Genomic DNA, 20,826 nt, shown 5'->3' on the forward strand with positions numbered 1-20,826 from the left:
AGATGACGAAAAAAGTATTATTCTGCGCCACTGTCGATTATCATTTTAAAGCCTTTCATCTTCCGTATTTTCAATGGTTTCAGGATATGGGGTGGGAAGTGCACGTCGCGGCAGGCGGCAATATGAATCTTCCGTTCGTTGATGAAAAGTTTTCCATTCCGATCCGGCGCTCGCCGTTTCATCCCGAAAATCTTTCTGTTTACAGGCGGCTGAAACGGCTCATTCAGGACAACGGCTACGACATGATTCACTGTCATACGCCGGTTGGCGGCGTGCTTGCACGCCTTGCGGCGAGACAAGCGCGCCAAAAAGGGACAAAGGTGCTGTACACCGCGCACGGCTTTCACTTCTGCGATGGAGCGCCCCTGAAAAACTGGCTTCTTTATTACCCGATCGAAAAATTTCTCTCTTCTTACACGGATTGTTTGATTACGATTAATGAAGAGGATTACGAACGGGCCAAGCAAATGAAAAAAACAGCTTGCGGCGCGAAGAAAATACACGGCATCGGCGTGAATACAGACAGGTTTCGCCCTGTGAGCCGGGCAGAGAGTGAACGTCTGAGAGAAAAACACGGCTTCGGCGCCGGGGAATTTATCCTCATATACCCCGCTGAATTAAACGGCAATAAAAACCAGGGACTTCTCATTGAGGCTGCGGCATTGCTGAAGAACCGCATTCCGGAGCTGAAACTCGTATTTGCCGGAGAAGGCGCGATGGAAGAACCGTACAGAAAAAAGGCTGAATCACTCGGGGTATCTGACATTGTGCGGTTTTACGGATTTTGCCGTGACATTCATGAACTGATTCAGCTTGCCGATCTGTCCGTCGCCTCAAGCATCCGCGAAGGGCTCGGCATGAATCTGCTTGAAGGAATGGCTGCCGAAAAGCCCGCCGTTGCCGCAGACAACAGGGGGCACCGTGAGATCATCGAAGACGGTGTGAACGGTTTTCTCGTGCCGGCAGGGGACAGCGCGGCATTTGCCGACCGGATTGAAAAGCTGTACCGATCCCCGGGTCTGCGAAAAGCAATGGGACAAGAAGGGCGCAGGACGGCGGAATGTTTTTCAGAAACACGTACGGTAAAGGAAATGGCGCACATTTACGCCGGTTATATGGATAAAAAGGAGAAAAGCGTATGAATGCAGGAGCACAACCGAAAATTTCCGTCATCATGGGAATTTATAATTGCGAAGAGACTTTAGCGGAGAGTATTGAATCCATCCTGAGCCAATCGTATAAGAATTGGGAACTGATTATGTGTGATGACGCGTCAACTGACGGAACGTATCAGATTGCGCGCCGTTACGCGGATCATTACAGCGACCGGATCACGCTGATTCAAAATAAGACGAATCAACGGCTTGCCGCTTCGCTGAACCGCTGTCTGACATACGCAACGGGGGATTATATCGCCAGGCAGGACGGTGATGACATCTCCAACCCGAGGAGACTGGAAAAACAGGCCGCTTTCTTAAACAAGCACGCCCACTATCAAGTCGTAGGCACGGGCATGCTCGTATTTGACGAATTCGGCGTCAGGGGCGCCCGGCTTTTGCCGCCCGTGCCGAAACCGGGAATTATGGCGAAAGGCACACCGTTCTGCCACGGCACCATTATGATGCGGGCTGAAGCGTACAAAGCGCTTGGCGGCTACCGGTCAGTCAGGCGGACGCGGCGGATGGAGGATATCGATTTGTGGCTGCGCTTTTTTGAAGCGGGTTTCCGTGGGTACAATCTCCAAGAAACGCTGTATAAAGTCAGAGAGGACAGTGATGCGTTCAAAAGGAGATCGTTTACGTATTCCATTGATAATGCGGTGCTCGTTTTTCAGGCATGCAGACGGCTGAAGCTGCCGATTTCCCATTACGCGTATATCGCAAAACCGCTCATCCGCGCCATTACGCCGCCCGCGGTCATGAACCGTTATCATAAAAACAGGGACATCCGCCAAAAAGAAGGGCTTGCCGAACATGACTGACAAACCGATGCGGGTGCTGCACATCTTCAGCGGGATGAACAGGGGCGGCGCAGAAACGATGATGATGAATTTATACCGGAAGATGGACAGAACGAAGGTGCAGTTTGATTTTTTAACCCATAGGAACGATCCGTGCGCTTATGATGAGGAAATTCTTGCTCTCGGCGGACGGCTTTTTTATGTGCCGAGCATCGGCAGCACAAACCCGATTACATTTGTAAAACAGGTCAAGCGGATGATTCAGGAAAAAGGCCCGTTTGCCGCCGTGCACGCCCATACCGATTTTCAGTCGGGATTTATCGCGCTTGCCGCTCGTTTAGCCGGTGTCCCGGTGCGGATCTGCCATTCGCACAGTACGTCGTGGCGGGGGCGGGCGTCGCAGCTTGCCGGGATGCAGCTGTTTGTGTTCAGACGGCTGATCACGGCAAACGCCACGGCACTGTGCGCCTGCGGAAAAGAGGCGGGCCGTTTCTTATTCGGGAAAGAAAAAGGCGTGTATCTTTTGCCGAACGGCATTGATCTCGACTTATTTGCCGGCGGGTGCGCGGACACAGAAGCTGAAAAAAGGAAGCGGGGCATTGCAGACGGCCGTTTGGTGATCGGCCATATCGGCCGCTTTACAGAAGAAAAAAACCACGAATTTCTGCTCCGGCTGGCCGCTGATATGAAAGAGCGGGGCATCGGCTTACAGCTGATTCTCGCCGGAGACGGTCCGCTTCGCACCGATATGGAAAATCTGGCGGCGAAGCTGGGGCTTGATGATGATGTGCGTTTTATCGGCATAGAAGACCGCGTTCATGATCTGCTGAAAACGCTGGATGTATTTGTCATGCCGTCTCTTTATGAAGGGCTGCCCGTCACGCTCGTTGAAGCGCAGGCCTCCGGGGTGCCGTGCGTGATATCAGACGGCATAACGGAAGAAGCCGATGCCGGGCTCGGGCTGGTCAAAAGGCTCAGCCTCAAAGAACCGCCGGGACAATGGGCATCCGCGGTTTTACGGGCAGCAGAGGCGGCAAAGCCTGACGGGGCGCGCATTAAAGAAACCCTCAGGCGGCTGGGATATGACGCGGGAGAAAATGCGGGGGCTGTTATGAAGCTTTACAATATGAATTGGAAAAAGGAACAGTAACGAATGATTGTATACGTAGTCAATATGGGAATTGTTTATATTTGGTCATGGTTCGCGAAAATGTGCGGCGGGCGTGATCAATCGCTTTCGACCGGATACCGGCCGAATCAGCTCGTCATGCTCGTTCCGCTGCTATCGCTGGTATTGGTCTCCGGTTTGCGCTACAGAGTCGGGACGGATTTTCAGACGTACGCGCTAATGTACAAGCTGGCGGGAAATTACGGAAGCATTTGGGAGATCTTCGGGTTCGGAGCGAAAAAAGCAGCCGTTGATCCGGGGTTTACGGCTCTCATCTGGCTCATGAATTTTATCACGAAAGATCCGCAAATCATGTATTTCACCGTGGCGGTCGTGACGTGCAGCTTTATTTTAAAGGGGCTCGTTGAGTTCGGCCGTCCGTTTGAGCTGAGTGTATTTTTGTTTTTGGGCACGTATCACTATTACGCTTCCTTTAACGGGATCAGGCAGTATATGGTGGCGGCCGTTTTGTTTTGGGCCGTCCGTTACGTGATCAGCGGAAGCTGGAAGCGTTATATGTCAATCGTGCTGCTGTGTTCGCTTTTTCATTCCTCAGCGCTGATTATGATTCCGGTTTATTTTCTCGTCAGAAAAAGAGCATGGTCGCCCGCGATTTTCGGACTGTCGGCATTGTTTCTTCTTATGACGTTTCTGTATCAGAAGTTCATTTCGCTGTTTGTCGTCGTGCTGGAAAACAGCTCGTACGGCCATTATGAGAAATGGCTGATGACCAATACGAACGGGATGAACGTCGTAAAAATCGCGGTGCTGCTGCTGCCGCTGTTTTTGGCTTTCTGCTATCGGGAGCGGCTGCGGAAGCTCTGGCCTGACATTGATGTCATCGTGAATTTCTGTCTGCTCGGCCTGCTCTTCGGTCTTTTGGCGACAAAGGATGTTATTTTTGCCCGGTTTAATATATATTTCGGCCTGTATCAAATGATCCTGATCCCTTATTTTGTGAGAATTTTTGATGAAAAATCAAATGCGCTGATTTATATCGCCATTATTGTCTGTTATTTTCTTTACAGTTACTTGCTTATGCCGGTCGATTCGTCTGTGCTTCCGTACAGAACGATTTTTTCCCGGTAATGGACACTGGAGGTTTATATGGAAACACCCGCGGTCAGTTTATTAATTGCTGTGTATAATACGGAAACTTATTTAGAAAGATGCTTAGATTCATTGCTCAATCAGTCGCTCGCCAATATCGAAATCGTGGCCGTTAATGACGGGTCAACGGATCAAAGCCCGGCGATTCTTGAAACCTATCAGAAGCGGGATGAGAGAATCAGGGTCGTTCATCAGCAAAACCGGGGGCTCGGCGCGGTCCGCAACAGGGGAATCGAGGCGGCGCGCGGCGAATTTATCGCTTTTATTGATGCGGACGACTGGGTTGAACCTGATTATTGCCTGCGCATGTATGAAAAAGCGAAGGCTGATCAGGCTGATCTCGTGATTTGCGAATATGCGGCTGAATTTGCGGATACGGGGAAAACCGCCGTTTCAACGATCGCTTCAGCGTACGAGGGCCGCCCGAAACAACGATACCTGAAAGATTTATTTGAAGGAAGAGTCAGCGGCTTTTCATGGAACAAGCTGTACAAAAGATCCATGATCGAGCATCATCAACTGCGCTTTCCGCTTCGTGATGAGCTGGAGCACGTGGAGGATCAGTACTTCAGCCTCCGGGCGCATGTTTTCGCAGGTGCCGTCTCATACGTGGATCAGCCGCTCTATCATTATCGGATTCACTTGACTTCCATTGTGCAAAGCTATCAGAAAAAGCTGTTTGACTCAGGTCTCGTTCTCTATCGGCTGAACGAGGCTTTTTTGCGTGAAAACGGCTGCTTACAGGAATACCGGCAGGAGCTGGATTTTTTCATCGTTCAGCACGGAACGGTCTGCCTGCTGAATGAATGGAAGCGGAATAACGGAGGCCGGTTTTCTGAGAAGTGGAAGAATATCAGCCGGATATGCGCTGATCCCGTATTCCGCCTGAGCCTTTCCAAAACGGGAACGGCGCCGTTTGACGCCAAACGCTCATGCCTTCTGCTTTTGGCGAAGCTGAAGCTGATTCCGTTCGTGTCGCTAGCATCAGCCGCGTATCAGCGGGCAATCGAGTACAAAATGAAAATCAGAGGGTGAAGACATGTCGATACAATCTTTAAAAATCAATCTCGCGGAATGGCTTTTGCTTAAGGTCAAATACCCGTCCCAATTTCATTTCGGAACGGCAGCGGATGGGGCGGGGCTTACAGCGGCAAGAAAAAAGATCATTCTGACGCTGCTCCCGTCCCATGATAATCTCGGCGATCACGCCATCGCCTACGCAAGCAAAACGTTTCTTGAACGGGAGTATCCCGATTTTGACATTGTCGAGGTGGATATGAAGGATATATACAGATCCGCAAAAGCGCTGATCAAAAAGCGCCACCCCGATGATATGGTATTCATCATCGGCGGCGGGAACATGGGGGATTTGTACCGGTATGAGGAATGGACTCGCCGCTTTATCATAAAAACATTCCGGCAATATCGGATCGTTCAGCTTCCGGCGACGGCTCACTTTTCTGAATCAAAAAAGGGGCGGAAGGAACTGAAGCGCGCCCGAAAAGTGTACAATGCGCATCCCGACCTTTTGTTAATGGCGAGAGATGAGACGACGTATCAATGGATGAAGCGTCATTTTCCCGGAAAAACAGTACTCAAACAGCCTGACATGGTCTTATATTTGGATAAAAGCGAGCGGCGCATCCCGCGGGAAGGGATCTACCTCTGTTTACGGGAGGATAAGGAGAGTGCGCTGACGGCTGAGGACAGAACGATGGTAAAAGAAGCTTTGGCCAAAGAGTACGGCGAGCTGTATTCCTTTACCACGACGGTCGGCCGGAGGGTCAGCCGCCATACACGTGAAAAGGAGCTGGAAGCGCTTTGGAATACGCTGAAAGGCGCGGAAGCCGTCGTCACTGACAGGCTTCACGGGATGATTTTTTGTGCGCTGACGAAAACGCCTTGTGTCGTCATTCGTTCGTTTGATCATAAGGTGATGGAAGGCTATCAATGGCTGAAAAACATACCGAACATGATATTGCTTGAACGTCCCGACCCTGAAGCCGTAACGTCCGCCGTAAACCGGCTGCTCAGCGGCAAGCATGAGGAAGGCGGTTCTTTGCGAAGTGTTTATTTTGCCGGGCTGCGCTCGAAAATCAGCGGTGATGCCCAATGACCGCGCCGCTTGTGAGCGTGATCGTGCCGATGTATAAGACAGAGCCTTTTATTAAAGAATGCGCGGTTTCTTTAACAAAACAGACGCTGAGAGACATCGAAATCATTTTCGTCGATGACGGTTCACCGGATCAGTCAGGCCGGATGGCTGAACAATTCGCCGCAGAAGATGCGAGAATCCGGGTGATTCATAAAGAAAACGGCGGCCTCAGCTCGGCCCGCAATGTCGGAATAAAAGCCGCCCGCGGCCGTTATATCGGTTTTGCGGACGGCGATGACTATGTGACGGAAACGATGTTCGAGCGGCTTTATGAAGAAGCGGAGAAGAACCGGCTGGATATCGCCGGCTGCGGTTATTATAAGGAAACGCCGTCTAAAGAAAGAACGTATATGCCGCCGTCCCTTCCGCCGGGCCGCGTCTTCACAGCGGATGAAATGACTGCATTGCTGACCCGCGCGCACGAACATCGGTTTATTTGGTATGTATGGCGCTATATATACCGGCGAGAAGCATTGCAAGGACTGTTGTTCCATGAAGATATCCGGTTTGCCGAGGACTCTCCGTTTAACTTGGCAGCGTTCCGCCAAGCCGCGCGTGTCAAAGTGATAGACGAAGGGCTGTATATCTACCGGGAAAATCCGCAAAGTCTTACAGAAACACCGTTTAAGCCCCGCTTAGATCAAGAACTGCAAAAGCAATATGCAGCGAAAATGGCTTTTTATGAGGCGAACGGGCTGACGGACGCCTGCCGGAGCGATATTGATACGTATTTGTGCAAGCATCAGATTCCGATGCTGATCGCCAACGCATGCGCCGCCCCGCAGCCGTCACATCAGATTACGGCGCATATCGGCCGAATCTTAACGTATGACATGGTAAAAACGGCGGTGCGCAGGACGCCGTGCCGCCATAAACAGCTGCTGGCCGGGGAGCGCGTGGTGCTCGGCCTGTGCAAAATGCGCCTTCCTCTTCTTCTGCATGCGTTTTTCGAACGGAAATCGAAAGAGAAAGGCAGTGCGGAAGGAGCATGAAATTTGCCATTAATTTCGGCGCCAATGTGACGGCGTTTTTACTATCGGTGTTTTTATCAGTGTGGATGACGCCCTTTATTGTGAAAACATTAGGCGTGGAGGCTTTTGGGTTTGTACATCTGACACAGAATATCATTAACTATTTCTCTATTATTACCGTTGCGCTGAGCTCTGTCGTTGTAAGGTTTTTCTCCGTCGCCGCCCACAGGGGGAACAGGGACGAGGCCAATGCGTATGTAAGCAATTATTTAGCCGCTTCTGTCGTGATATCTCTATTACTCGCTGTGCCGCTCGCCGGGACTGCTTTTTTTATTGACAAGATTATGAATGTACCGGCCGGGCTCTTAACGGATGTGAGGCTGTCTATCGTAATCGGCAGCGTGCTGTTTATGCTGACGTTTTTTATGGCGGGGTTCGCGACGGGGCCGTTTTTTGCAAACAAGCTTTATATCACAAGTTCCATTCAGGCCGTGCAAATGCTGGTCAGGGTGCTGTGTGTGCTCGCTCTGTTTACGTGCCTGCCGCCGAAGATCTGGCAGATCCAGCTTTCGGCATTAGCGGGAGCCGTCTGTGCAGCTGTGCTGACTTTTTTCTTCTTTAAGAAATTGATTCCGTGGTTTTCTTTCAGCCGTAAAACCTTGTCATTACAGACGAGCAAAGTGCTGTTTTCGGCCGGTGCCTGGAGTTCTGTCAACCAGATCGGCGTGCTGCTGTTTCTGCAGATTGACCTCATGACGGCCAACCTCGTGCTGGGGCCGTCTGAAGCGGGTGTCTATGCGGCGATTATTCAATTCCCGCTTCTGCTCAGAAGTCTTGCCGGGACGCTTGCTTCACTGTTTGCGCCGGTTTTGACTTCCTACTATTCAAAAGGCGATATGGAAGGTCTCCTGTCTTACGCCAATAAGGCCGTGCGGATGAACGGGCTTCTCCTCGCGCTTCCCGCCGCGTTATTAGGAGGGCTTGCCGAACCGTTTCTGGCGATTTGGCTGGGCCCGTCGTTTGTGCAGACGGCGCCGCTTTTATATATTCACGCCGCGTATTTGGCGGTCAGTCTCTCTGTCATGCCGCTTTTTTACGTATGGACGGCTTTTAATAAACAAAAAACGCCCGCCGTCGTTACTTTATGTTTAGGCGGACTGAATGTCATATTGGCCGTGGTTCTCAGCGGACCGGCACATCTCGGGCTGTACGGCATCACCATTGCCGGGGCTGTCTCCCTCATTTTGAAAAATGCCGTCTTCACGCCGCTGTATGTTTCGCATATTACCGGCTTTCAGAAAACCGCGTTTTACAAAGGCATGTTCGGACCGTTGGCGGCGGCCGTATTTGCCTGGGCCGTCTGCCGGGGTATCCGGCTGTTTTCACCGCTTGACAGCTGGGCCGGTCTGATCGCCGCGGGGCTTGCCGTATGCATAAGCTATGCCGCATTCGCTTTTTTCTTCATTTGTACGAAAGAAGAAAGGCGGCTTGCTTTACAGAAATGCCGAAAAGTGAAAGGAGCTGTTCAGATTTGAAGGTGAAACGTGTATTTGATATAGCGGCCGCGACGCTGTTATTGTGCGGCGCGAGTGTCATTCTTCTCTTCGCCATGGCAGCCGTCAGATGCGCCATCGGGTCTCCGGTATTGTTCAAACAGACGAGACCGGGGCATAATGGGCGTCCGTTTACGTTGTATAAACTCAGAACGATGACGGATGCGCGTGATGAAAACGGTGGGCTGCTTCCGGATCATCTGCGCCTGACCAAAACGGGAAGGCTGATCAGAAAACTGAGCATCGATGAGCTTCCCCAGCTTTTTAATGTGCTCAAAGGCGATATCAGTCTGGTCGGCCCCCGCCCTTTGCTGATGGATTATCTGCCGCTTTACACGGCGGAGCAGGCGCGGCGGCACGAGGTGAAGCCGGGAATTACGGGCTGGGCGCAGATTAACGGGAGAAACGCGATTTCATGGGAGGAGAAATTCAAGCTCGACGTGTGGTACGTCGACAACCGCACCTTTCTTCTCGACTTAAAGATTCTGCTTTTAACAGTGAAAAAAGTTCTCGTGTCAGAAGGCATACACGAAGCCGGCCATGTGACGGCAAAGCGCTTCACAGGCAGCGGAGATATGTCATCGTGAAAAAGGTCGTGCTGATCGGAAACGGCGGACACGGAAAAGTCGTGAAGGAAATCGTGCAGGCCCGTTCCGATATGGAGCTTGCGGGCATATTGGACGACGGATTCAGCGGTTTTACCGTTCGGAACGGTTTGTATACGGGCCGGACGGAAGACGTGCACATCCTTCGGAAACTCGTCCCCGAGGCCGTGTTCACGATATGCATCGGCCGCAACGGCGTCAGAAAACAGTTCGCTGAAACGCTTGGGATTGAAGATATAGATTATGCCGCACTCATTCACCCCGGGGCGATCGTCAGTGAAACGGCTTCCGTCGGACACGGAACGGTTGTGATGGCGGGCGCCGTCATTCAGGCGGGCGCTGACATCGGCGCCCATTGCATCATCAATACGGGGGCGGTTGCCGATCATGACAATGCAATCGGAGATTACGTCCATCTTTCACCGCGCGCGGCGCTTGCCGGCGGAGTGAAAGTCGGGGAAGGAACGCACATCGGAATCGGCGCGTCCGTCATACCGCAGATGGACATCGGCCCTTGGTCCGTTATCGGCGCGGGGGCTGCGGTCATCAGCAGAATTCCCGGCCATGTGACGGCGGTCGGCGTTCCGGCCCGCGTCATCCCCCCTATCCATAATGAAAAAGGATGATTTCATGCAAACAAACAAACGGATTTATTTGTCTCCGCCTCATATGAGCGGAAAAGAACAGGAATACATCGCAGAAGCCTTCCGCTCCAATTGGATTGCCCCGCTCGGTCCGCTCGTCAATTCGTTTGAAGCGCGGCTCGCGGAATATGCGGGAGTGAAAAGCGCGGCGGCCGTAAGCTCGGGAACGGCCGCCATCCATCTTGCCCTGCGGCTTGCGGGTGTGAAAAAAGGAGACGTTGTATTTTGTCCTTCCTTTACGTTTGTCGCTACGGCGAATCCGATTGTGTATGAGCAGGCTGAGCCCGTTTTTATTGATTCGGAATGGGAGACGTGGAATATGTCGCCCGATGCGCTTGAGCGGGCGCTCCGGGATGCAAAGCGGCGCGGCAGACTCCCGAAAGCGGTAATCGCCGTCAATCTTTACGGGCAAAGCGCGAAAATGGATGAATTAATGAGCCTTTGTGACGCATACGGCGTCTGTCTGATTGAAGACGCTGCCGAGTCCTTAGGATCAACATATAAAGGCAGGCAGAGCGGCACGTTCGGCCGTTTCGGCATTTATTCCTTTAACGGCAACAAAATCATTACAACATCGGGAGGCGGCATGCTCGTGTCTGACGATGAAGCCGCGATTGAAAAAGCGAGGTTTCTTGCGTCACAGGCGAGAGATGCCGCCGTTCATTACCAGCACAGCGAGCTCGGTTACAACTACAGGCTCAGCAACATTCTCGCGGGCGTGGGTATATCGCAGCTGGAAGTGCTCGAAGATCGCGTCCGGGCGAGGAGAGAAATCTTTCACCGGTACCGGGAAGCGCTGGAAACATATCCGGGCATCCGCATGATGCCGGAGCTTGAAGGAACGGTTTCAAACCGCTGGCTGACGGCTCTGACGCTTGATAACGGCGTGACGCCGGAAGAAGCCGTCGCCTGTCTTGCGGAACAGAACATTGAGGCCCGGCCGCTGTGGAAACCGCTGCATACGCAGCCGCTTTTCACATCTTCGGTCTTTTATCCTCACAGCGAACATGAGCGTGTCTCTGAGAACCTTTTCAGCCGGGGCATCTGTCTTCCGTCCGGGTCTGACTTGTCTTCTGAGGAGCAGCAGCGTGTCATTGCCGCACTTGCGCAACTGTTTGAAACGAAAGGGGAGAAAACATGGACAGCCGCCATGTTATGAGCCGATTAAAAGAGACGCTGACGGGTCTGCTCAGCGTTATACCGCCGCAATCCGACATCATATATGCCGACTATCCCCTCTACGGAAATGTAGGGGATTTATTGATTATGAAAGGGACGGAGGCGTTTTTTAAAGCGCACGGCATCCGCGTAAGACAGCGCTGGAATCCCGACAATTTTCCATTCGGGCGCCGGGCGGACAAAAAGACGATCATCGTCTGTCAGGGTGGCGGAAATTTCGGGGATCTCTATCCGTACTATCAGACGTTCAGGGAAAAAATCGTCAAATCCTTTCCGGAAAACAGGATCGTCATCCTGCCGCAATCGATTTATTATCAGGATGAGACACGGCTGCAAAAGACATCGGCGCTTTTTGCGGAGCACAAGGATCTCCACCTGTTTACGAGAGATCATGTGTCATACGAGACTGCGAAACACTTTTTTTCGGCGAATCATATCGGGCTTATGCCTGATATGGCCCATCAGCTGTATCCGATCGCGGCGTCAGCGGCTCCGTCACGCGGCAGGCTTCATTTTATCCGCACAGATGGGGAAATCAACCCGAAGCTGCAAAACAATTCTTCCGTTAAAAACTGTGACTGGCAGAATGTTCTGTCAGCAAGCGACCGCAGGGGAATCGCTTTTTTCCAAACGCTGAATGTTTTGAATAAAAAAGCGGGAAACCCGCTGCCGATTGCGCGGTTTTGGAAACGCTATTCCGATGTCTTAACGAAAAAAGCGGTCCTGTTTTTCAGCAGGTACGAATCGGTGGAAACGTCAAGGCTCCACGGCCACATCCTGTCCTCGCTTCTCGGGAAACCGAATACCGTCATTGATAATTCATACGGGAAAAATGCCAACTATTATTACACCTGGACGTACGAAGCGCCGGACGTCCGGCTGATCGGTGAAACCGCCGGAACGAAGGAAAACCTTCCGCTTTGAATGAGCGGAAGGTTTATTTTGTTTCTCCGCGTTTTACTTTGTTGTACGCCTCATCCAAATGCTGAATTCTTTTGAGCACAACCGAGTTTTTCGTCAGCTGATCCTGTACAAGGGTTGAGACGACGGAGCGGTAATAGCTGTTCATCGCATGAATTCGGTCTTCATTCGGATTCATTTCAATGTGCTGTGTAAAGTTTTCAATAAAATAGGGAACAGAAAAAAGTTCTGACATCTATAAAGCAACTCCTTTTAATAAGTATATACGGTATGAAACCAATCATGTACAATGAAAAAAGGGGAGTGAGCATGATGGATATCAAACTTCAGCAAACACAAATGTTAAAGCCTCAATTAACGCAAGAGCTTAAACAGGCCATCACATTACTCGGATACAATTCCGCGGAACTGGCCGGATATATTGATGAGCTCTCACTGGAAAACCCTCTGATTGAACGAAAGGAAACAGACACGCCGCCACTATCTTACCATAAAACAAATAAAAACAGGATGAAAGAACGGGACGGAAGCCAGCAGATCAGACTTACCCGTAAAACGCTGCAGGATTCGCTCAAACAGCAAGCCTTAGACATGAAGCTGTCCGATGATGAGAAAAAAATTTTCAATTATCTGATACATTCATTGGATTCAAACGGATATTTAAAAGAGGACATATCAGCCGCCGCCGACCATGTATCCGCTTCACAAGAGGAGACGGAAGCGGTTTTGAAAAAGCTTCAATCCCTTGAGCCCGCGGGAATCGGCGCCCGGTCTTTGCAGGAATGCATCCTTCTTCAGCTCCGCCGTCTGCCCGAGCGTAACGAACAGGCGGAATGGATTGCCGAAGCCTATTTTGAGCTATTTGCCAGAAAAAACTGGAAAGCGCTTACACTGAAAACGGGCATTCCGCTTAAAGACATTCAGGACATCGCTGACATGATCAGCGCGCTTGATCCGAGGCCGGGGCTCCGTTATGCGCATGAGGAGCCGGGTTTTTACGTAGAACCGGATATTTTCATCACGGTGAAAAACGGCATCATTCAAGCGCGGCTCAACAGCCGTTCGTTTCCTGACATCCAGCTTCATGCCCATTATCAGCCGCTCCTGTCAGCCGCCGGGTGCCGTGACACGAAAAATTATCTGTCGGCAAAATATCAGGAATGGCGCTGGCTGAACCGGGCTTTGTCGCAAAGAAAACAAACGATCACGAGAATTATCGGCGTCCTGACTGAACGGCAGGAATCCTTTTTTCTCACAGGAAAAAGCGGAATGCAGCCGCTGACCTTAAGAGAGGTGGCGGAAACGCTGGAGCTCCACGAATCAACGATCAGCCGGGCCATCAAAGGGAAGTACGTTCAGACGCCGTACGGACTGTATGAAATGAAAACATTTTTCTCGGCGAAAGCTGAATCATCGGGGGACGGCGGCGCCTCCAATTATGCCGTAAAAGCGCATCTGGAAGCATTGGTCCGTAAAGAAGATAAAAAGAAACCTTTTTCAGACCAAAAGCTTGCCGATCTGCTTCATGAACAATATGACATCCGAATCTCAAGGCGCACCGTCGCCAAATACCGTGACCAATTAAATATTCCGCCGTCATCGGCGAGAAAACGGTACAGCTGAAACCTCCCCGAGCCAAACCCCGGGGAGGTTCTCCGTGTTACGGGATCATCCATGAAAACAGATGATGCTGTAAAAATGTAATGAGACAGACGAGCAGAAGCAAAAACAGACTGTGCTTAATCGTAAAGCGGAAAAGGTCGGCTTCCTTGCCCGCCAGACCGACAGCGGCACAGGCAACCGCAATGGATTGCGGAGAAATCATTTTTCCGGTGACACCGCCTGATGAATTGGCGGCAACGGAGAGAACCGGGTCCATCCCGACAGATAGCGCCGTCACCTTTTGCAATCCGCCGAACAATAGGTTGGCCGATGTATCAGAGCCGGTAATAAATACGCCGAGCCAGCCGAGCACCGGCGAAAAAAAGGTAAACATCGCGCCCGTCATGGCAAGCGCAAGACCGAGTGTCGTGCTCATGCCGGAAGCATTCGTCACATATGCAAAGCCGACAACAGAAACAATGGTCACGACCGGAAGCGTTAACTCTTTCACCGTTTCTATAAACGCTTCGCCCCACGTCTTCCACGACATGCCGAGGGCGAACTTGGAGATGACGGCGGCAATCAGAATCGCCGTGCCCGCTGAACCGAAAAGCTCAAGTTTGTACACGGCTTCAATCGGCGTGCCGTCCGCCTGAAGAATCTGCTGATTTACAAATGGGACGGGAGGCGTGAAGGTCAATGCTTTCCCGGCTGCATTCAGCCAGGAAAGCCACATTGACGTTCCTTCATAATGACCGGTTAAGGCAGCCTTCACGCCGGGAATCCCCCAAACGGATATCATGGCCGTCAGAAGAAGGAAAGGAGACCACGCTTTAAACACCGCGGCGCCCCCGTACTTGATCGGCGCCCGGTCAGCGGCCGCTGCTGATTCCCGTTCTGCCGCGAAACGAAAGGCCGTTTTCGGTTTCCAAAATTTCAAAAATACAGCGAGCGCGGCCATGGAAACAAGCGCCGACAGCACATCCGGAAGCTCGGGCCCTAAAAAATTCGAGCTTGCGTACTGCACGGCCGCAAAAGAGACGCCGGAAACAAGAATGGCCGGCCATACTTCAAAAGCCTTTTTAAACCCGCTCATCAAAATGATTAAGTAAAGCGGAATAAACACGGATAAAAACGGAAGCTGCCGGCCGACCATTTGGGAAATTTCCATTGCCGGTATCCCGGTCGGACCTTCGACGGCGGTAATCGGAATGCCGATCGCACCGAAGGCAACGGGCGCCGTATTGGCAATCAGGCAAATTCCCGCCGCATACAGCGGCTGAAAACCAAGTCCGACGAGCAAAGCGGCCGAGATCGCGACGGGAGCGCCGAAACCGGCGGCGCCTTCTAAAAATGCCCCGAATGAAAAGGCGATGAGCAGCGCCTGCAAACGCCGGTCATCTGTAATTGAGAGCACCGAACTCCGGATAATCTCAAACTGTCCCGTTTTCACGGTGATTTTATACAGAAAGACCGATGTGACGATAATCCAGCCGATCGGAAGCAGCCCGTACACCGCTCCCTGAGAAGCGGACATCACCGCTTTTTCCGCCGGCATGCCGTAAACAAATACAGCGATTAAAAGTGAAACGGCTAACGTTAAAAGCCCCGCTATGTACCCCTTCATCCGTTTCACCGCAAGCGCCCAAAAAAAGAAGATAATCGGCACGAGCGCGCAAGCTGCCGATAAAAGCAAATTTCCCCCTAAAGGAGCGTACCCCTGTGTCCATTGCATCCCTAAAAAACCCCTCCTTATGTCATGTAAACGATTACTTTTTATGATAAGGTCATCTGATGACCGGGTTAATTAGCATTATATTTTGAAAGTTTTGAAAGTACAATACTTTTCTTGAACAAATTGTCTGAACCTGTCGGCAACACAAAAAAAGAAGTATAATAGACGATAAACATCAAGATTCACAAGTGACGGGGTGATCGCGTTGAAATATAAACAAATTAAAACGAAAAAAATCTACGAAGAAGTCGCTGACGCATTGCTGGAGAAGATAAAAGCGGGCGAGCTTAAGCCGGGTGAAAAGCTTGATTCCGTTCAGGCGCTTTCCGAGAGTTTTCAGGTCAGCCGCTCGGCGGTCAGAGAAGCGCTGTCGGCTTTGAAAGCGATGGGGCTCGTCGACATGAAGCAGGGAGAAGGCACATACATAAGAGAATTTGAGCCGTCTCATGTTTCCCAGCCGCTTTCTTCCGCCCTCTTGATGAAAAAAGAGGACGTCAAACAGCTGCTCGAAGTCAGAAAGCTGCTTGAACTCGGCGTCGCCGCCATGGCCGCTGAAAAACGCACCGAAGACGATTTGCAAAAAATCCGCCAAGCTCTCCTGGAGATGAAAGACATTGACGGAGACGAAGAATTGGGCGAAAAAGCAGATTTCTCCTTTCACATGGCGCTGGCGGAAGCATCACAAAACGGGCTGCTTAAGCATCTCATGAATCATGTCTCCGCGCTCCTTTTGGAAACAATGAGAGAAACGAGAAAAATTTGGCTGTTTTCTAAACGAACGAGCGTGCAGCGATTGTACGAAGAGCATGAACGCATTTACAGCGCCGTCGCCGCCGGAGACGCGGATGAAGCGGAAGCCGCGATGACGGCGCACCTGACGAATGTGGAAGAAGTGCTGGGGGCTTATTTTGAAGAAAATGTATAGAAGCTGACTTGTGAAAGGGGATAACATCACATGCAGGCCGAATCTTTTTTTTCTGACCATGTAAAGAAAGCTCTGACAAACGATCCTCCCGGGGAATGGATGCCGGCAGTTCCGAAAGCGTGCATCCCTCTGCATTCCGGCTATCCCGATCCCGCACTCGTTCCTGATAAGGAGCTGAAAGAAGCCGCCTCCCGCCTTCTGGATGAGGAGCGTGATCTGCCGCTGCATTATATAGGAAGCCCGAGGACGGCCGTTTTAAAAAAGCAGATTCAAGAACGGTTAGCCATCCGCGGCATTCACTGCCGGGACGATGAGCTGATCGTGACATCAGGCGCCTGTCAGGCGATAGATCTGGCTGCGCGGGTTTTCCTCGATGAACAAACCGCCGCTGCCGTTGAAGCTCCGGTCTATATGGAAGCGCTCGAGATTTTAAAAAATTATACACCGCATATCATGAGCATTCCGACAGATCAAGAGGGCCTGCAAACAGAAACATTAGCCTTCATGCTTGAGGAAAGAAAACGAAAAGGGCTTGTGCTTCCCCGTCTTCTCTACACGATACCCGCTTTTCAGAATCCTGCGGGAACCGTAATGTCAGCGAAGCGGAGAACCCGCCTGCTTCAGCTTGCCGAAACGTATGATTTTCTCATCTTGGAAGATGATGCATACGGCGAGCTCGGATTCACCGATATTCCGCCGCCCTTGAAAGCCATGGATCAAAACGGCCGGGTGCTGTACGCCGGTTCATTATCAAAAGTCATCGCCCCGGGTATGAGGATCGGCTGGATTGCAGGGGACGCCGCATTCATCACGGCATTGTCATGGTTAAAAAAAGACTTAGGCCACCCGTTTTCCCAAGCGGTGACCGCCGTCTATCTGGAACAAACGAATATTGAAGAACGGCTCGCCGCCTTGCGGGAAGCATATCGAAGCAAACGTGATGTTTTGCTCGCCGCATCAGCGCGATATCTTCCGGAATCCGCATCTTGGCACGTGCCTGAAGGCGGTTACTTTGTATGGGTGAAAGCGCCGGGGGCTGATACGTCCGCAATGCTGGCGCGGGCTCTGTCTCACGGCGTTTCCTATGTACCCGGAAAATATTTTTTTCCGCATCAGGAAGACGGTGCCGAATATCTCCGCCTGTCGTTCAGTTTTGCCGGTAAAGCCGCGATAAAAGAGGGTGTGCAAAAACTGGGACGCCTGCTGAAAAACGGGATGTAGAGCAGCATGGGAAGCTTTCAGGCTTCTCTTTTTTTGCACCCTTCAGCGCATCGGGCGAAAGGATTTTTCAGAAAAACCTTCCAATCCATATTCAGAATAGTGTAGGATATTCATAGAGCTTTCCAAAAACAGGTCATCAGATGACCAGATCACATACTGAGGATGAAAGAGGGGTTCATCATGAAAGTCTCATTATTTGTCACGTGCCTTGTGGATATGTTTCAGACCAATGTCGGAAAGGCGACGGTTGAGGTGCTGGAACGGCTCGGGTGCGAGGTGGATTTTCCCGAGGGGCAGATTTGCTGCGGGCAGCCCGCATACAACAGCGGGTATGTGACGGATGCGAAAAAAGCGATGAAGCGGATGATTGCCGCGTTTGAAGAAGCGGAGTACGTCGTCAGCCCGTCAGGTTCCTGTACCACGATGTTCCGTGAATATCCGCATCTGTTTCAGGACGATCCGAAGTGGGCCGCAAAAGCGCAGCAGCTTGCGGACAAAACATATGAGTTAACAGATTTTATCGTCAACGTTCTCGGGGTGGAGGATGTCGGGGCGGTGCTGCATAAAAAAGCGACAGTCCATACATCATGCCACATGACGAGGCTGCTCGGCGTGTCGGAGGAGCCGATGAAGCTTTTGCGCCATGTCAAGGGGCTCGAGCTGACCGCGCTTCCCGGAAAGCACCAATGCTGCGGATTCGGAGGAACATTTTCTGTGAAAATGGCGCAAATCTCTGAACAAATGGTGGATGAGAAGGTCGCCTGCGTGGAAGACACGGAGGCCGAGGTGCTGATCGGGGCGGATTGCGGATGTCTGATGAATATCGGCGGGCGTCTTGACCGTAAGGATAAAAACGTCAGAGTCATGCACATCGCAGAAGTGCTGAACAGCAGATAAGACGAGAAACAACAAGGGGGTAAAATCATGGCGATGAAAATCGGTACCGCCGCTTTTAAAGAGCGGGTATCAAAAGGAATAGATAATGAGTTTATGAGAGGAGCCGTCTCCGGAGCGCAGGAACGGCTCAGGACAAGAAGGCTTCAGGCGGCCGAGGAATTGGGAAACTGGGAGGATTGGCGTTCCCATGCGGAAGAAATCAGACAGCATGTGCTGGACAATCTTGATTTCTATTTGGAACAGCTCGCCGAAAACGTCGCCAACAGAGGCGGGCATGTCTTTTTCGCCGAAACGGCGGAAGAAGCGTCCTCCTATATCCGCGATGTCATCCGGCAGAAAAACGCCAAAAAAATCGTAAAATCCAAATCCATGGTGACAGAAGAAATCAATATGAACGAAGTGCTTGAGGAAGAGGGCTGTGAAGTCACAGAAACGGATCTCGGCGAATACATTCTCCAGATTGACGATCACGATCCGCCGTCACATATCGTTGCTCCCGCTCTTCACAAAAACAAAGAGCAGATCCGTGACGTGTTTAAAGAGAGACTCGAATACAAACAGACGGAAAAACCGGAAGAGCTCGTCATGCACGCGCGCAGCGTCCTCCGGAAAAAATTTCTCGAAGCGGATGTCGGCATCACGGGCTGCAACTTTGCAATCGCGGATACCGGATCGGTCAGTCTCGTGACAAACGAAGGAAACGGCCGCCTTGTGTCCGCGCTGCCGAAGACGCAGATCACCGTGATGGGAATGGAGCGGATCGTTCCGTCATTTTCTGAGTTTGAAGTGCTTGTCAGCATGCTGACGAGAAGCGCGGTCGGCCAGCGGCTTACAAGTTACATTACGGCGCTGACGGGCCCCCGGCAGCAAGGAGAGGCTGACGGGCCTGAGGAATTTCATCTCGTGGTTGTGGATAACGGGCGTTCCCGCATACTCGGCACGGAATTCCAATCGGTGCTGCAATGTATCCGCTGCGCCGCCTGTATCAACGTCTGTCCCGTGTACCGGCATGTCGGCGGACACTCGTACGGGTCCATCTATTCGGGTCCGATCGGCGCCGTCTTATCGCCTCTTCTCGGCGGATATGACGAATACAAGGAGCTCCCGTACGCATCTTCCTTATGCGCGGCCTGTACGGAAGCGTGTCCCGTTAAAATTCCGCTGCACGAGCTGCTGCTCAAGCATCGGCAGAACATTGTGGAAAAAGAGGGCAAAGCGCCGATCAGCGAAAAACTGGCGATGAAAGCCTTCGGGCTCGGCTCGTCATCCCCGTCCCTTTATAAACTGGGATCGAAATGGGCGCCTGCCGCCATGACGCCGTTTACGGATGATGACAAAATATCAAAAGGGCCGGGGCCGTTAAAAGAATGGACGGCAATACGGGACTTCCCGGCGCCGCATAAATCGAGATTCAGAGATTGGTTTAAAGACCGGGAAAAACAAAAGGGGGAAGAATGATGATGAAAGGGACGGTTACACATCAGGAATCCTTTCTAAACCGGATCGCCGGAAGTCTGGGCAGAGAGCGCAGGAAATCAGGCGTGTCCCTGCCTGAATGGAAGTATCAGCCTCAATATCAAACGCATGCGGACTGTACGGAAGACGATCTTGTCACAATGCTGAAAGACCACTGCGTCAACATTCATACCGAACTGATCGAAACGGATGCAGCCGGGCTTTACGACGCTTTGCGCACGCAGGTGAACCGCTTTGAAGGAGGGCCTGTCATCATTCCGAAGGACAGCCGGTTTGAAATGTACGGCTTGCAGACCCTTATGACAGAAGAGTGGCCGGACGAAGGGATTCCCGTTTGGGAATGGGATGCGGAACAAGGAGCGAAAAATATTGAAAAAGCGGAACAAGCGAATGTGGGCATCACATTCAGCGAGATCACGCTTGCGGAATCAGCCACCGTCGTTTTGTATGCGTCAGAGCATGCCGGCCGTTCCGTCAGCCTGCTTCCGACCACCTATATCGCAATCATCCCGAAATCTTCCATTGTGCCGAGAATGACACAGGCCAGTGATATACTGAAACAGCAGATCAGAGACGGCGTCACCGTTCCTTCCTGTATCAACTATATTACCGGACCGAGCAACTCGGCCGATATCGAAATGGATTTGGTTGTCGGCGTCCACGGACCCGTTAAAGCCGCTTATATCCTCGTGAATGACCGATAA

General features: G+C 51.6%; 20 protein-coding genes. 18 read left to right on the top strand and 2 right to left on the bottom strand.

The window, feature by feature from the left end; all coding sequences use genetic code 11:
• The first annotated feature begins 2 nt into the window (after positions 1-2).
• The 12 genes from G9F48_RS08235 to G9F48_RS08290 are packed head-to-tail and all read left to right on the top strand — an operon-like array spanning position 3 to position 12,269.
• Positions 3-1,142, top strand: a complete 1,140-nt coding sequence (locus G9F48_RS08235; RefSeq protein WP_014305877.1) for a glycosyltransferase family 4 protein — start codon at positions 3-5, stop codon at positions 1,140-1,142.
• Positions 1,139-1,981: a glycosyltransferase family 2 protein gene (locus G9F48_RS08240; RefSeq protein WP_015387673.1), complete on the top strand. Its 843-nt coding sequence runs from the start codon at positions 1,139-1,141 to the stop codon at positions 1,979-1,981. Before G9F48_RS08235 ends, G9F48_RS08240 begins: the two co-directional genes overlap by 4 nt.
• Positions 1,974-3,110: a glycosyltransferase family 1 protein gene (locus G9F48_RS08245; RefSeq protein WP_165409332.1), complete on the top strand. Its 1,137-nt coding sequence runs from the start codon at positions 1,974-1,976 to the stop codon at positions 3,108-3,110. The genes G9F48_RS08240 and G9F48_RS08245 overlap by 8 nt, the downstream gene beginning before the upstream one ends.
• Before the next feature lie 3 nt (positions 3,111-3,113).
• Positions 3,114-4,217: an EpsG family protein gene (locus tag G9F48_RS08250; protein WP_014305874.1), complete on the top strand. Its 1,104-nt coding sequence runs from the start codon at positions 3,114-3,116 to the stop codon at positions 4,215-4,217.
• Between the two features lie 18 nt (positions 4,218-4,235).
• Positions 4,236-5,273, top strand: coding sequence for a glycosyltransferase family 2 protein (locus G9F48_RS08255; protein WP_109567221.1), 1,038 nt, complete (start codon positions 4,236-4,238; stop codon positions 5,271-5,273).
• A gap of 4 nt (positions 5,274-5,277) precedes the next feature.
• Entirely contained in the window at positions 5,278-6,354 is a 1,077-nt protein-coding gene (locus G9F48_RS08260) for a polysaccharide pyruvyl transferase family protein (protein ID WP_156735822.1), read from the top strand.
• Positions 6,351-7,385 carry a glycosyltransferase gene (locus G9F48_RS08265; RefSeq protein ID WP_165409333.1) on the top strand — a complete coding sequence of 345 codons (1,035 nt, stop codon included), beginning with the start codon at positions 6,351-6,353 and terminating at the stop codon, positions 7,383-7,385. The genes G9F48_RS08260 and G9F48_RS08265 overlap by 4 nt, the downstream gene beginning before the upstream one ends.
• Positions 7,382-8,899, top strand: a complete 1,518-nt coding sequence (locus G9F48_RS08270; protein WP_007613919.1) for an MATE family efflux transporter — start codon at positions 7,382-7,384, stop codon at positions 8,897-8,899. The genes G9F48_RS08265 and G9F48_RS08270 overlap by 4 nt, the downstream gene beginning before the upstream one ends.
• Positions 8,896-9,504, top strand: coding sequence for a sugar transferase (locus tag G9F48_RS08275; RefSeq protein WP_109567217.1), 609 nt, complete (start codon positions 8,896-8,898; stop codon positions 9,502-9,504). The genes G9F48_RS08270 and G9F48_RS08275 overlap by 4 nt, the downstream gene beginning before the upstream one ends.
• Entirely contained in the window at positions 9,501-10,148 is a 648-nt protein-coding gene (locus G9F48_RS08280) for an acetyltransferase (protein ID WP_165409334.1), read from the top strand. The genes G9F48_RS08275 and G9F48_RS08280 overlap by 4 nt, the downstream gene beginning before the upstream one ends.
• A 4-nt stretch (positions 10,149-10,152) precedes the next feature.
• Positions 10,153-11,325 (top strand): DegT/DnrJ/EryC1/StrS family aminotransferase, encoded by a 1,173-nt coding sequence (locus tag G9F48_RS08285; protein WP_156735819.1) that lies wholly within the window; start codon positions 10,153-10,155, stop codon positions 11,323-11,325.
• Entirely contained in the window at positions 11,304-12,269 is a 966-nt protein-coding gene (locus G9F48_RS08290) for a polysaccharide pyruvyl transferase family protein (RefSeq protein WP_156735818.1), read from the top strand. The genes G9F48_RS08285 and G9F48_RS08290 overlap by 22 nt, the downstream gene beginning before the upstream one ends.
• Before the next feature lie 13 nt (positions 12,270-12,282).
• Here G9F48_RS08290 and yvfG read toward each other — a convergent pair whose 3' ends face one another.
• A complete protein-coding gene (gene yvfG / locus G9F48_RS08295) occupies positions 12,283-12,501 on the bottom strand; it encodes a protein YvfG (RefSeq protein ID WP_003151570.1) in 219 nt (72 codons plus the stop codon).
• Positions 12,502-12,578: 77 nt separating this feature from the next.
• On the opposite strand from yvfG, the gene rpoN reads away from it, so the two are divergent.
• Positions 12,579-13,889, top strand: a complete 1,311-nt coding sequence (gene rpoN / locus G9F48_RS08300; RefSeq protein ID WP_225979764.1) for an RNA polymerase factor sigma-54 — start codon at positions 12,579-12,581, stop codon at positions 13,887-13,889.
• A gap of 37 nt (positions 13,890-13,926) precedes the next feature.
• Here rpoN and lutP read toward each other — a convergent pair whose 3' ends face one another.
• The gene (gene lutP, locus G9F48_RS08305) at positions 13,927-15,603 is read right to left on the bottom strand and encodes an L-lactate permease LutP (RefSeq protein WP_014305865.1); all 1,677 of its coding nucleotides are present in this window, start codon (positions 15,601-15,603) and stop codon (positions 13,927-13,929) included.
• A gap of 205 nt (positions 15,604-15,808) precedes the next feature.
• Between lutP and G9F48_RS08310 the strand changes: the two genes are divergently transcribed.
• The 5 genes from G9F48_RS08310 (at position 15,809) to G9F48_RS08330 (ending at position 20,826) form a co-directional block, all read left to right on the top strand.
• Positions 15,809-16,528 (top strand): FadR/GntR family transcriptional regulator, encoded by a 720-nt coding sequence (locus tag G9F48_RS08310; protein ID WP_017418877.1) that lies wholly within the window; start codon positions 15,809-15,811, stop codon positions 16,526-16,528.
• 30 nt (positions 16,529-16,558) lie between these two features.
• A complete protein-coding gene (locus tag G9F48_RS08315; protein ID WP_165409335.1) occupies positions 16,559-17,749 on the top strand; it encodes an aminotransferase-like domain-containing protein in 1,191 nt (396 codons plus the stop codon).
• Positions 17,750-17,929: 180 nt separating this feature from the next.
• Positions 17,930-18,646, top strand: coding sequence for a (Fe-S)-binding protein (locus tag G9F48_RS08320; RefSeq protein ID WP_007613889.1), 717 nt, complete (start codon positions 17,930-17,932; stop codon positions 18,644-18,646).
• Positions 18,647-18,673: 27 nt separating this feature from the next.
• Positions 18,674-20,104, top strand: coding sequence for a LutB/LldF family L-lactate oxidation iron-sulfur protein (locus tag G9F48_RS08325; protein WP_165409336.1), 1,431 nt, complete (start codon positions 18,674-18,676; stop codon positions 20,102-20,104).
• The gene (locus tag G9F48_RS08330; protein WP_024085823.1) at positions 20,104-20,826 is read left to right on the top strand and encodes a LutC/YkgG family protein; all 723 of its coding nucleotides are present in this window, start codon (positions 20,104-20,106) and stop codon (positions 20,824-20,826) included. Before G9F48_RS08325 ends, G9F48_RS08330 begins: the two co-directional genes overlap by 1 nt.

Origin of the sequence: Bacillus sp. EKM420B (genome assembly GCF_011065565.1) — a bacterium.
Taxonomy (GTDB): domain Bacteria; phylum Bacillota; class Bacilli; order Bacillales; family Bacillaceae; genus Bacillus; species Bacillus velezensis.

What these genes read in the sequence shown, in the direction of transcription:
- G9F48_RS08235 (WP_014305877.1), top strand. Translation starts at nt 3, where the DNA reads ATGACGAAAAAAGTATTATTCTGCGCCACTGTCGATTATCATTTTAAA.
- G9F48_RS08240 (WP_015387673.1), top strand. Translation starts at nt 1,139, where the DNA reads ATGAATGCAGGAGCACAACCGAAAATTTCCGTCATCATGGGAATTTAT.
- G9F48_RS08245 (WP_165409332.1), top strand. Translation starts at nt 1,974, where the DNA reads ATGACTGACAAACCGATGCGGGTGCTGCACATCTTCAGCGGGATGAAC.
- G9F48_RS08250 (WP_014305874.1), top strand. Translation starts at nt 3,114, where the DNA reads ATGATTGTATACGTAGTCAATATGGGAATTGTTTATATTTGGTCATGG.
- G9F48_RS08255 (WP_109567221.1), top strand. Translation starts at nt 4,236, where the DNA reads ATGGAAACACCCGCGGTCAGTTTATTAATTGCTGTGTATAATACGGAA.
- G9F48_RS08260 (WP_156735822.1), top strand. Translation starts at nt 5,278, where the DNA reads ATGTCGATACAATCTTTAAAAATCAATCTCGCGGAATGGCTTTTGCTT.
- G9F48_RS08265 (WP_165409333.1), top strand. Translation starts at nt 6,351, where the DNA reads ATGACCGCGCCGCTTGTGAGCGTGATCGTGCCGATGTATAAGACAGAG.
- G9F48_RS08270 (WP_007613919.1), top strand. Translation starts at nt 7,382, where the DNA reads ATGAAATTTGCCATTAATTTCGGCGCCAATGTGACGGCGTTTTTACTA.
- G9F48_RS08285 (WP_156735819.1), top strand. Translation starts at nt 10,153, where the DNA reads ATGCAAACAAACAAACGGATTTATTTGTCTCCGCCTCATATGAGCGGA.
- G9F48_RS08290 (WP_156735818.1), top strand. Translation starts at nt 11,304, where the DNA reads ATGGACAGCCGCCATGTTATGAGCCGATTAAAAGAGACGCTGACGGGT.
- yvfG (WP_003151570.1), bottom strand. Translation starts at nt 12,501, where the DNA reads ATGTCAGAACTTTTTTCTGTTCCCTATTTTATTGAAAACTTTACACAG.
- rpoN (WP_225979764.1), top strand. Translation starts at nt 12,579, where the DNA reads ATGGATATCAAACTTCAGCAAACACAAATGTTAAAGCCTCAATTAACG.
- lutP (WP_014305865.1), bottom strand. Translation starts at nt 15,603, where the DNA reads ATGCAATGGACACAGGGGTACGCTCCTTTAGGGGGAAATTTGCTTTTA.
- G9F48_RS08315 (WP_165409335.1), top strand. Translation starts at nt 16,559, where the DNA reads ATGCAGGCCGAATCTTTTTTTTCTGACCATGTAAAGAAAGCTCTGACA.
- G9F48_RS08320 (WP_007613889.1), top strand. Translation starts at nt 17,930, where the DNA reads ATGAAAGTCTCATTATTTGTCACGTGCCTTGTGGATATGTTTCAGACC.
- G9F48_RS08325 (WP_165409336.1), top strand. Translation starts at nt 18,674, where the DNA reads ATGGCGATGAAAATCGGTACCGCCGCTTTTAAAGAGCGGGTATCAAAA.
- G9F48_RS08330 (WP_024085823.1), top strand. Translation starts at nt 20,104, where the DNA reads ATGATGAAAGGGACGGTTACACATCAGGAATCCTTTCTAAACCGGATC.